The following is a 12,143-nucleotide window of genomic DNA, read 5'->3' as shown; positions in this document are numbered from 1 at the left end:
GCCGATAACGCTGCAGAAATTCCCCACAAACGCTGCCCGGAGGGTTCTGCCCTAAGCGTTTTATGCTTTGTTGAGGTGTATTTGCTTAGAATGACTAGGCGACACACACCTCGCCGCGCCTAAAACGCTTAGGGTCAGAACAAAATTTAACCACCAAAGGTCAACAGACCCTGGTGTTTCTATCCGTTGAAATGCGTCCATAAAGCTTCGAACCTAAATTAAGCCCTATGTTTAAAATGCATCACTTTCAGCGCACTGTCAGTATCAATATCTTCAAATTCCGGTGGGTTATCGAGTCGAGAGATGTAGCTGAACGCTGGAGCTTGCTCTTTCATTTGCTCTGTCAGGAATTCAGATTTCACGTCTGGCGCGTTAACACAAGCCAGCACATCACCACCGTCAGCGACCAATTCTGATAAACGTCTCAGGATCTTGGCGTAATCTTTGGTCAGTACGAAGCTGCCTTTCTGGAATGAAGGCGGGTCGATGATCACCAGATCGTAAGGACCAAACTTCTTCACCTTGCCCCAAGATTTGAAAAGCTCGTGACCAAGGAAACTTACCTTGCTCAAATCGTGCTGATTCAGGTGATGGTTTTCTCGGCCTCGTGAGAGTGAAGATTTCGCCATATCCAGGTTCACCACTTTTTCTGCGCCACCTTCAATAGCCGCCACAGAGAAACCACAGGTGTACGCAAACAAGTTCAATACGCGTTTGCCAGCTGCATTTTCTTGCACCCATTGACGGCCAAGGCGCATATCCAGAAACAGACCGTTATTCTGGCGCTTACCCAAGTCCAACTTGTAGTTAAGGCCATTCTCAACCACTTCAATCTGGTTTGGCATTTCGCCCACCAAGGTTTCGGTTTCTGAGCCTTCACGGTCGCGATGCTGAAGAATGACCGTCGTACCTTGGCATTTCGTCCACACATCACTTGCTACCAAAGCGCTTATGCCTTCTTGCAACGCTGCATAGAATTCACTATCTGATTCTTTGAATATCGCAATCTGAAGCACGCCTTTACCCAGCCAATCTGCGGTTAGCTGCTCTAAACCTTCGTAGCAACGCCCACGTCCATGGAAAACACGGCGTACTTCTTGGTTACACTCAGCAAGGCGAGCGCTAAGCACGTCAAAAAATGTAGGCAGCGCGGCGGCATTCATCATTCAATCGTTTCCTTTGCGTTTTCGGTAAAGACATTCTGTTCGACAATCTGACTGCTCAACTGCAAATTATAAAATTCACAGTTGCGGCGGTTACACCCGCGCGCTTTTTTCTTTCTCAGTTGGCGACGAAAGTTCGCCAAGCTCCAATAACGACTCGAAGAGCCTGACTTTCTAAGCGTGCGTGTTTTCTTTTGTTTAAGTGCCATTTTTGACTCCATACTTCCATCCTTGGAGTACTTAATTACTATTTTTGGTGCGGCAACTTCGGCCAGTTTAACGCTTCTGGTGTTTGCCATTCTTCTGGCAGTTCAGGCCATTCGTTACCAATGCTTGGCTTTTGTTGGAATGAAAATGCCTCGCCACCGTGATTGAACCTAAGGGCAAACGCATGAAGGTATCCCCTGTCTGCCCCCGCCCCGCTGTATGTTTCATCACCCATAATTGACGACCCAACACTTTTTAGCGCCACCCGGATCTGGTGAGTTTTTCCTGTGTAAGGCTTGCAGAGAAATAAGCGTTTACCTTCACCACCAGACGTGGAAAAGAACTGGGTAATAGCAGGATTGGTTTTGGTGGATAGAAGCTTCCACATTGAGCGGCGACTTTTTGTCATATCACCAATAATGGTGCCCTGCTTTTTATTTGGCTTCTTTGCAGACAGAGCCAGATAAAACTTCTGCACCGTTTTGTCGGCAAACATGGATGAAAGCTCAGAGGCCGCTTGTTGATGACGTCCTAATAGAAGCAAGCCAGAGGTCATTTTGTCCAGTCGATGGATCAGGTAGAGTTTTTCGTCGCCCGTTTGCTTCGCCACTTCACTCAAAAGAGGCTGATCATAATCGTCTTTGTGAACACTAATGCCGGGATGTTTATCGATGACCAGAAAGTCATCATTCTGAAAAACCAGACTGAACATGGGTAAACCTGTCGCTGCAGAAAAATAAGCGCAGAGTGTAAACCCAATCGCCCCAAATTTCTCTAATCAGAAAAGAAAATCCCCGGTATTTACCGGGGATACGAGGTTGAGTTTGCGCTTGATGAGGATTACTTAATCAAGGGCCATAGGAAGACCAACGCCATCAGGATTGGACACACTACACGAACGTAGGTTGGCCACACTTTCCAAAACAGACTCTCCGAAATTTCTGGGTTACCTTGACGCAACTCTTCCAGTACCTGGTTACGCTTCCAAATCCAACCCGCAATCAGCGCCATGATAAGCCCCAGAATTGGCTGCATGTACTCTGTGGTAATGCTGATCACCAGACCAAACAGTGAACCAAAGTTAAAGATGATAACGGTTGAGAACAGCGCAATTGCACCACCAATCCACCATACGACTGTCTTACGGTCTTTGTTCAGTTCTTCAGAAGCACAAGATACTGGCACTTCAAGCATAGAAATCGATGAGGTCAGAGCTGCGATAACCATCAGTGCAAAGAACGCCACGCCAACAATCAGACCTGCGCTGCCCATGGTGTCAAACATTGCTGGCAACACACTGAATACCAATGTATCACCATCTAAGAGGCCACCGGCTTCGTTGTAAATCTGCACACCGTTGTGTTGAGCCGCAAACATTGCAGGGAGGATCAGAAGGCCCGCAACAAAGGCAACACCCGTATCTAGCAAAGCAACCTGCGCCGCTGTTTTAGGCAGATCCGCATCTTTGCGAAGGTATGAGCCGTAAACCATCATGGTGCACACACCGATAGACAGAGAGAAGAATGCCTGCCCCATCGCACTGACCATCAGATCAGGAGAGAAGTGCGAAGTATCCGGAACCAGATACATCTTCAGGCCATCAACAGCACCCGGTTGGAAAAGGGTATAAATCACCATCAAGATGAACAGCACAAACAGCACCGGCATCAAACGGCTTGACCATTTTTCAATACCGTCTGCGACACCATTACGAACCACGAGAATCGTCAACACCATGAACAGCAACATCAATACCAGATTGCGTTCAATGCTGAAGCCTTCCAGCCAAGCCGCTGCTGCATCCATTCCCACTGCGCTCAGCAACGGGCCCGCGAGAAAACCAAAGAACCAACCCGCCACGATGGCATAGAAGCTTAGAATGCCACTCACGCCCAACATACCGGCGATACCCACCGCAGAGCCAAGCGCTTTTTGTTTTGGTGCAACAGAAATCAGGGAACGAATAGGGTTAGATGCACCGTAACGACCGATGGTCAGTTCAGCCACTAACAGTGGGTAAGCCAGAATAAATACCATTGCGAGGTAGGTCAGTAAAAAGACGGCCCCACCATTGCTAGCCGCTTGCGTAGGGAAACCCCAAATGTTGCCAAGGCCCACCGCAGAACCTGCGGCGGCAAGAATAAACCCTAAACGGGAAGAAAATTGGGCTCTATTACCGCTTGCCATAATCACTCTCTAAAAATTTTTAATATTGTTATACCCAATTCGTCCCTGACAGCCTCATTCAGCGAGAGTTAACTGGGTGGTTCTTTTCCTGGTAATGTTCGACCTTCCTTGGGGAGAGATCGCCAGGCTGTAAACTTATAATTACAGAACTCAAAACTCCTGTTTGATGCACAGGCATGGCAAGTAAACCAGTTAGAGAATAAAATTTGAAGCGATCGCGCTATATTTTTCGATCAGCCAACATAATTCCCCATTTCCGCCCTCCTTCTGATTACTTTATAAACACTTAGTGACAAAGATTTATTAACAATTGTCTGTTGAGTTGGAAAATACTTCCCGTCTGCCTCGCGATTGGGAATATGCATAGCTAAATACAGTGCATACTGTTTCTTAACAGCCTATATTGGGGATGTTTTGGGTCTAAGTGGATTGAAATGGATAAGATTTATCAGTTTTTGGTGTGGGCAAGCGTCTTCTTTTATTGGTTGCTTATCGCTGGTGTGACTATTCGCGTGGTGCTCAAACGTCGCGCGCTTGGTGTTTCCATCGCCTGGTTGATGATCATCTATATCATTCCTATTGTTGGTGTCATTCTTTACCTGCTTTTTGGCGAGCTCAACCTTGGTAGGAAAAGGGCCGAACGCGCCAGATCTATGTTTGCGCCTTATGGTAAATGGCTTGAAACCATCAATGAATGTGAAGCTCACCGACCACAGCACCAAAGTTTCCTCGCTCGCCCTGTTCACGATTTATGCCTGCGACGGGCAGGTATCCCTGCGTTGGCGGGTAATCAACTCACGTTGTTCAAAGAAACCGCAGACATTCTCCGGAACATAGCTCAAGACGTCAGGGAGGCCGAACACTCAGTCAATATGGTCTTCTATATCTGGCATCCTGGCGGACATGCAGACGATGTCGCCAAAGCGGTGTGTGATGCAGCGAAACGCGGCGTTACGGTGCGAATTCTGCTTGATTCCGCTGGTAGTAAAACCTTTTTCAGAAGCCATTGGCCTGATGCAATGCGTAAAGCCGGGGTTGAACTCATTGAAGCTCTTGCGGTCAGTCCAGCGCGTATGTTCCTTCGCAGATTGGATATCCGTCAGCATCGCAAAATCGTGATAGTCGATAACAAGATTGGCTACACAGGCTCGATGAACTTGGTCGACCCTCGTTTCTTTAAGCAGAATGCAGGTGTAGGCCAATGGGTCGACATTATGGTCAAAGCCGAAGGTCCTTCCGTGCCTATTCTCAACAGCATATTTGCCTGGGACTGGGAGGTGGAAACCGGCCTTCGCTATCTGCCCGATTTGCCTCAATGCAGCTTGATTGAAGAGCATCGTCATGCAAATCACTCGGTTCAGGTCGCTCCTTCCGGTCCCGGTATGCCGGATGGCATCATTCAACAGGTACTAATGCTGGCGATTCATCAGGCGAAAAAGAGCCTGACAATCACCACACCTTACTTGGTACCCAGTGAGAGCCTGCTTAGTGCACTGCAAACGACCGCACAGCGCGGAGTCACGGTAAATATTATTATTCCGGCCAAAAACGACAGCCTGATGGTGGAATGGGCCAGCCGCTCTTTCTTTAACGAGCTGTTACGCGCGGGCATTAATATCTATCGTTTCAATGGCGGACTTTTGCATACTAAGTCAGTGATGGTCGATGACAATTTCTGTCTTATCGGGACGGTGAACTTGGATATGCGCAGCCTTTGGCTCAATTTTGAATTGACGCTCTGCGTAGATGACCCTGAATTTTGCGACGATTTAGTTGCGCTGCAAAATGGCTACATGGCGAACTCTTCTCTGGTTGACCGAACCGAGTGGTCTAGACGTTCTGTGTTTAATCGTCCGATTGAGCAGTTCTTTTATATGTTTAGCCCTTTACTTTAACTTATACCCCACTCTATCCAGAAAATTGTTACTAATACTTGCGTTAAAAGTATTCAAAAAGTTGAGCTTTATATATATTCATAAAGTTTTACAAAATAATAGAATGTGACCTGGAACTTTCTTTCAGGTCTTTTTTGGTTATTAAATAATCTCCCTGCTTAAAATAAACTCAAAGCAATAAGTGACAGGTATCACATTTGCTACAAGTCATTTCACACGCCTATTATAAGTTCTTAATTTTCATCATGTTATATTTACAAAAACAATAAACTCATTGCGATACATTCTTATAACACAACTGCCTAGCGGATTAGACTTTATTTCATTTCCAGTTGTACTATGCGTGCCACTTATAACACCAATAAACTAGTGATAATCGTGTATATTCAATCGGAACTGAGTTTTTTATGCCGACTCGTTGCTCTCAAATCAGCCAAGCGTCATCACGATTGGTTGGAACAGCAAGGCGTCACATTAAGTTCTGAACAGGCAATTACTATCGCCGCAGTGGCAGACAAAGGTGAACTGCGCCAAGGCGATCTAATGGGGTTGCCATATTTAGCCAGTGAAAAGTCGAAAGTCAGTCGTGTCGTGCAAGGCTTGGTGATGGAGGGTTATATTGACCGTCGTGATGACATTCATGACCGCCGATCCAAAATCTTGACCTTGTCTGAAAAAGGACAAATGATGGCCGACATGATGTCTCAAGCAGAATCCAACAATAAGTTGATTTTGTCTTCATTGCTTTCCAATGAAGAGATGTCTTCATTGCAAAAAGCACTGGAAAAAATTGTACGCGCAATGTGATGCCCGTAAAGCCCGAGCCCTGCTCGGGTTTTTCTTTTTTAGCCCACCTAAAGCCCGCAACTCCTTAAAAATTACCGTATTTAATACGTGAAAAAAGATCCATATACGCATCAGTATCTTGATCAATGTTTGTGCATTTTTACGCATTTTTTTGCGATCCATACACATCCAGTTGACTACACTTGAAGTGCGGAATGGGGACGCAGCTAAGGGGTGGTTTATGTTGGCTCGACACAGAAACTATTTGCTCAAAGACACAAAGCAATTACACGCTCACGTACAGGTTAATCCTACCGGCCTGTTAGAAATTGAGATCGTTGAGAAACGTCAATGCCACGCTGCAGAGTTTGAACACTTAAGGTTCGAACGCAGCGGCAGAGTGACGAAGTTGGTAGGCAAACACACGTCAAATGGCAAACCAGTCCATTGGCAATTGCCACTTGCAAATGATGACGCCAAGGAACTGGAGCATCTCATCGAAGAAGCCACGGAAGAGCTTGAAATACTGATGAGAGATCTATAACAATTTCATAGCACCATAGTGCCCATTGACGCTGCTCCGGCAGCGTTTTTTCTTTTTACGGTCTGCGTTATCCGGCATAATGAACGTTGGTTTCGAACTGGCTTAGCGCTTCATGTCTAAAGATATTTTTAATACTATCGACCTCAACTTACTTCGTATTTTCCTTGTGCTTTTCCAAGAGAAAAATACAAGGAAAGCCGCCGAGCGTTTGTACGTCACGCAACCTGCTGTCAGCCAAAACCTTAAAAAGCTCCGTCACTTTTTCAATGATGAGCTATTTATAAAAGTCCCAGAGGGGCTGCAACCAACATCCAAAGCGGAAGAATTAGCCGCAAAAATTATTCCGGCTTTAAACGACCTCCAATCTTCTTTGAATGAACTGGAAGCGTTTGAACCTCTCACCCTGAAGAAAAAAATCAGGATCGCATTTGCCCCTCAAGTCATGATACGTCTGTCTGGCACTTTTATTCTTGAGCTCAGGGAAAAAGCCCCCTTCCTCGAGGTTGAAGTTGTTAATTGGACTTCTTCTACTATTACAGACATTGAAAGTGGCCAACTTCTAATGGGTATTTCATATGGCCTTGATGTTAAGCCGAAACATATTCGGGAGCAGAAGTTAGTCGACCTCACGGGTTGTTGCGCGGTAAGAAAAGACCACCCAATTCAATCAAAATCCGCGACACCGAACGAATTTTCTAAGTACGAGCTTGCCTCTCTTTTCATACCTGGTTGGAGTGAAGACCTGCCCGTTGCAGCCAAGAAGATGAAAGAATTATCTCTTCCTTACAAAGTTGGCTTTCGCTCTGCCTACCCAATGGCGATAGTCGATGTTTTACATAAATCAAACATGTTTTTCGCTACCAGCAATCTCTTTCCCTTCAGTTCATACCCTTCTCTGCGTCGTATAGATATTGATACCCAAGATTTCGAACTAACCTACTCCCTCAATAGTTTCTTCCACCAAAGAAACGGTAACGACCCTCTGACTCTTTGGCTCAACAGCCTTATCAAAGAAGAACTGGAACTCGCCATCCAATAACCAGCACTAATCACCGACATAACTGCTGCTAATTGGGGGTTATCACACTAATCCCCTATTCTGGTCTCGCCACTTAAGGACAGGCTCACGTAATTAGCAAGGATGCTCCCTTATAAAGAGAGCAATCATGAAAAAAGCAGTGTTAGCAGGTTCCATCTTCCTCCTTCCTTTAAGCGCTTTGGCAGCCGATTTCTCAGGCCACCGAGCAGGCGTTGGCTTTATCAGTGCTGATATTGAAAATATTTATGGTGAGCGCGTTGATTGGGGTAATGGTTTCAAACTCGAATATGGCTATGACATTAACCGAATAGTTGGTGTCAACGTGTCATATAGCAACACAAGCGACAGTGTCGAGCTCATTGCTGATGGGAAACGATACGGTACGAACTTGAAAACCAACACATACAAGTTAGATGCGGATATCGGCTATACCTTCGATCTCAATCAATTCCATGTAAAACCTTACGGCGTCATTGGCCTTGCAAGCTACAAAGACAAGTACGAATTTCATGCTGGTGATGCGGGAAGTGCTTCCAGCTCTTACTCAGACACCGCGATTTACGTCGGTGCGGGTGTAAGAGCAACTTTCAATGACACCATCTATACCGACCTGCGCATTGACCGCCTGACAGACGATGCCTTCACTGACCACTTTTCGCTTTCCATCGGCTATAAGTTCTGAGCCATTCGCTAACAGGAAGAAGTAACGATGAAAAAATTAGTATGCTCTGTAGCACTAGCATTCAGCTCAATGGCAACCGCAGATATCCATTTTTCTCCTGACCTGAAAATCGGAATGCAGTGGGGCTTGGGTGCTCAACTTGGCGTTAACGATGTCATGGGGTTTGAAGCCGTGTATGGCAGTTTCGGAATTGCCGATTCCTACTGGTTCTCTGACAAAGAGTCAGTTAAACACTACCGTTTAGGTGTTCAATATTTAGAAAGTAAACACCAAGCGTATTCGGTTCAGCTCGAAGCTGGTATTGCTGAGTACAAAGGCACAAGAAACTACTTTGGCCGTGATAGAGAAGAGCTGAAGGCCTATGGACCAAGTGTCGGCGCAGCATTGGTATTTGATTACAATCTACCTATCAAAGTCAGATATGGTCTTGAAATGGGATACTTCCGACATCAGGACACCTTTCTACCTAGCGGCTTAGCGCCTCAACTCAACGTCGGTGTGATCCTCCCACTTTGATGGCTGCCGTTTTTCAGCATTTTTCGCCGTAACTTTAACGCTCAACGCATGTTGGGCGTTTGTTACATCCTCATACTATGGATGAATGTACATTTAAGGCCACTCTGGTAAAATGCGCCAAAATTCAAATGTGAGCATGACGAGAGCCAAATATGCCAATGTATGTTGTGGGTCATAAGATCCCTGATTCTGATTCTATCTGTGGTGCAATTGCACTTGCATACCTGAAAAACCAAATCGGTGAGCCAGCAGTAGCAGCGCGTCTTGGAGAACCTTCTCCAGAGACTGCTTTCATCCTGGAACGCTTTGGTTTCGAAGCTCCTGAGCTGAAACTGAGCTATGCAGGCGAAGAAGTTTACATCGTTGACCACTCTGAACTGACTCAAGCACCTGACGACATCGCAGAAGCAACGATCGTCGGTATCGTTGACCACCACAAACTGGGCGACCTAACTACTTCTACCCCACTGGAATGTTGGATCCGTCCTGTTGGCTGTTCTAACACCGTCATCAAAATGATGTATGACTTCCACGGTGTAGAAATTCCAAAAGAGATCGCAGGCATCATGATGTGCGCGATTCTGAGCGACACCGTTATCTTCAAATCTCCAACCTGCACCACCGCAGACATTCGTTGTGTTGAAGACCTAGCGAAGATTGCTGGTATTGAAGACTACGAAGCCCTTGGCCTGGAAATGTTCAATGTGAAATCAGCAGTCGCTGGCACACCTATCCGTGATCTGGTGATGCGTGATTACAAAGACTTCAACATGAACGGTAATCTGGTAGGCATCGGCCAATTGGAAGTAGTCGATCTATCAGTATTTGACGACATTAAATCAGAACTGGAAGCAGACATCGCTACTCTAAAAGCAGAAGGCGAGCGCCATACTGTGATGTTGCTACTGACTGACATCATGAAAGAAGGTTCTGAGCTTCTGGTTATCTCTGATGACGTTTCTGTTGTTGAGCGTGCATACGGTAAAGAAACCGAAAACGGCCGCGTTTGGCTGGATGGAGTTCTGAGTCGTAAGAAGCAGGTCGTTCCACCGCTTCAAGACGCATTTGCTTAATTGCGCATATCGATTAAAAAGGGCGGATTTCCGCCCTTTTTAATACACTTAAGTGACAGATTTTCTGGCTATAAATAACAGCCAATATATAATCATCTAGTCAAAGTGACTTTATTTTGTGATCAGCATAATAATAAAGCTCCCAACATCATTATTTGATGAATAATAAGTACCACTCTTTTATTAATACACCACCTTCAAAACTAACATCCTTACGTTGTCGTTTATTTACCTAAGGATCAGCCGCTAAGCTCAACACCTTAAAAACTGCGATATCAACCGATGTCACTGCAACTACATGTCTAATCAACCCATTGAGTTTGAATGAGTTCCGCATCAAATGTTGACGAATGAATTAATTCTCAATATTAATACACTTTTAAATAATAATTAAAAAATCATCATATCCATAGTCACAAAGCCTTAATTAAGCCCTACTCTATTCAGGTGATTATTCTTATAAAAGACTGGTAGATAATTGAGGATTCATGGATGTCCGAAGAGACTCTAGATCAGATGGCTAATAAAAAAGTATTTATTTCTAAAAATGGACGAGTTGAATATGCACAAAGTGGAATAAAAATAAATCAGGGTGACGTTATTTTTATTCCACTGCAAAATGAAGAAAACAATAGCTCTGCAACTGGGGATGATATAGCTTCGCATACCGTACTGCTTGTGGACGGTGACGTTTCGCCGGACATGGTACTGACGGATGATCTCGAGGAAATTCTTAAGGCAATCAGCGAAGGTAGAGACCCTTTACTAGTTGCAGATGTGGATCCACAGGCTGGCGAAGCTTCACCAGGTTCTTCACTTGCTCCACAGGCTGTCATTCTCGCCAATTCACTTTCTGTATTGACTTCAGCGGGATTTGATACCGATTACACTTTCGGTAACAGCTCTCCCTTTCTTGACGTTTTTGGAGAAAACGCTTTATTAAACACTCAAGAATCAGGGGCATCTTCGCCAAGTGTCCCTTCTCTCCTTCAAGCGACATTAAATGGCAGTAACTCTGTATTTGAAGGAGGCACTGCCACATACACCATTACATTATCAGAGCCTGCAACGTCGGACATTGTGATCACTATTAGTGTGCAGCATAAAACATCAGAATCCGGCGATATAACACCTATTTCCCAAGAATTGGTGATCCCTAAAGACCAAACTCAAGCCATCTTTGTCGTTGATATATTAGACGACTCCCTTGATGAAAGTGACGATGATGACAGCTTTGAAGTTTCTATTATCAAAACTGAAGTCAGCGATAACCAACAGTTAGTCGATTCATCCGCACCCTTAACTACTACCATTTTGGATGAAGACACTGAAGATCTGAAGGCTGGTGAAGACACTCCAATACTTTCATTGAGTGGCGATAGCGTCGTGGATGAAGGCTCTGACGCGACCTACACATTGGAGCTTTCTGAGGCTCCATATTCAGACATGGAAATAGTCGTTACTATTAGCCACATTTCCAGTGAAACTGGAGATATAACAGTTTCAGAAAAGTTAGTCGTCATTCCTGAAGGCAGCACAACAGCAAGCTTTACTGTAGAAGCCCTTAATGATGTTTATGATGAACGTGCTGACGAAGATACCTTTAAAGTTGAAGTAACAAGTTCCGCGGGGGGATCCTTTGAAGGACTACCTGCTGTACCTAATGCGGTAGAAACCACCATCAACGATGGCACCACCACGGATGCACCGACGCTCACCTTAACTGGCGATGCCTCGGTCAATGAGGGTGAGAACGCCAACTACACCTTGACGCTCTCGGATGCACCTACTTCTGACTTCACCATCACTGTGGTAGTTGGCCACAAGACGACAGAAGAGGGTGATATCACCCCGGTGACCCGTGATGTGGTGATCACTGCCGGTACTACTTCAGTCGACTTCACGGTAGACACTCTTATCGACAGCCTCAATGAATCAGCGGATGATGATGTGTTTTCCGTGTCGGTGGATTCGACGTCTGGCGGTGACTTTGAAGCGCAACCCACAGCACCGGCTGCCGTCGAAACCACCATCAATGATGGCACCACCAC

12 protein-coding genes are annotated in these 12,143 nt (G+C 45.4%); 8 read left to right on the top strand and 4 right to left on the bottom strand.

Going from position 1 to position 12,143, the window contains the following annotated elements:
- Window positions 1-218 precede the first annotated feature (218 nt).
- The 4 genes from RN22_RS22845 to RN22_RS22830 form a co-directional block, all read right to left on the bottom strand.
- Window positions 219-1,166, bottom strand: a complete 948-nt coding sequence (locus tag RN22_RS22845) for a class I SAM-dependent methyltransferase (RefSeq protein WP_046308061.1) — start codon at window positions 1,164-1,166, stop codon at window positions 219-221.
- Window positions 1,163-1,372: a hypothetical protein gene (locus RN22_RS22840; protein ID WP_039850247.1), complete on the bottom strand. Its 210-nt coding sequence runs from the start codon at window positions 1,370-1,372 to the stop codon at window positions 1,163-1,165. The genes RN22_RS22845 and RN22_RS22840 overlap by 4 nt, the downstream gene beginning before the upstream one ends.
- A 38-nt stretch (window positions 1,373-1,410) precedes the next feature.
- Window positions 1,411-2,082: a TIGR01621 family pseudouridine synthase gene (locus RN22_RS22835; protein WP_046308059.1), complete on the bottom strand. Its 672-nt coding sequence runs from the start codon at window positions 2,080-2,082 to the stop codon at window positions 1,411-1,413.
- A 128-nt stretch (window positions 2,083-2,210) separates the two neighbouring features.
- On the bottom strand, window positions 2,211-3,557 hold the full coding sequence (locus RN22_RS22830) for a sodium-dependent transporter (RefSeq protein WP_046308057.1): 1,347 nt from the start codon (window positions 3,555-3,557) through the stop codon (window positions 2,211-2,213).
- A 434-nt stretch (window positions 3,558-3,991) separates the two neighbouring features.
- Here RN22_RS22830 and cls point away from each other — a divergent pair, with 434 nt between their 5' ends.
- From cls to RN22_RS22790, 8 genes are all read left to right on the top strand, one after another.
- Window positions 3,992-5,452 carry a cardiolipin synthase gene (gene cls, locus RN22_RS22825; protein WP_046308055.1) on the top strand — a complete coding sequence of 487 codons (1,461 nt, stop codon included), beginning with the start codon at window positions 3,992-3,994 and terminating at the stop codon, window positions 5,450-5,452.
- Between the two features lie 378 nt (window positions 5,453-5,830).
- Window positions 5,831-6,259, top strand: coding sequence for a MarR family winged helix-turn-helix transcriptional regulator (locus tag RN22_RS22820; protein ID WP_046308062.1), 429 nt, complete (start codon window positions 5,831-5,833; stop codon window positions 6,257-6,259).
- Window positions 6,260-6,479: 220 nt separating this feature from the next.
- Window positions 6,480-6,782, top strand: coding sequence for a hypothetical protein (locus RN22_RS22815; protein WP_002540214.1), 303 nt, complete (start codon window positions 6,480-6,482; stop codon window positions 6,780-6,782).
- 112 nt (window positions 6,783-6,894) lie between these two features.
- Window positions 6,895-7,821 (top strand): LysR family transcriptional regulator, encoded by a 927-nt coding sequence (locus RN22_RS22810; RefSeq protein ID WP_046308053.1) that lies wholly within the window; start codon window positions 6,895-6,897, stop codon window positions 7,819-7,821.
- 127 nt (window positions 7,822-7,948) lie between these two features.
- Complete coding sequence (locus tag RN22_RS22805) at window positions 7,949-8,503, top strand: porin family protein (protein WP_046308051.1); 555 nt, start codon at window positions 7,949-7,951, stop codon at window positions 8,501-8,503.
- Window positions 8,504-8,530: 27 nt separating this feature from the next.
- Complete coding sequence (locus tag RN22_RS22800) at window positions 8,531-9,019, top strand: hypothetical protein (protein ID WP_046308049.1); 489 nt, start codon at window positions 8,531-8,533, stop codon at window positions 9,017-9,019.
- A 152-nt stretch (window positions 9,020-9,171) separates the two neighbouring features.
- Window positions 9,172-10,092 carry a manganese-dependent inorganic pyrophosphatase gene (locus RN22_RS22795; RefSeq protein WP_002540219.1) on the top strand — a complete coding sequence of 307 codons (921 nt, stop codon included), beginning with the start codon at window positions 9,172-9,174 and terminating at the stop codon, window positions 10,090-10,092.
- A 492-nt stretch (window positions 10,093-10,584) separates the two neighbouring features.
- On the top strand, window positions 10,585-12,143 hold a 1,559-nt coding region (locus tag RN22_RS22790), incomplete at its 3' end, for an immunoglobulin-like domain-containing protein (protein ID WP_046308046.1).

The organism is Grimontia sp. AD028, assembly GCF_000973155.1.
GTDB classification, from domain to species: Bacteria; Pseudomonadota; Gammaproteobacteria; order Enterobacterales; family Vibrionaceae; genus Enterovibrio; species Enterovibrio indicus.
The sequence above is the reverse complement of the archived record's forward strand: the minus strand, read 5'-3'. Positions and strand labels throughout refer to the sequence as shown.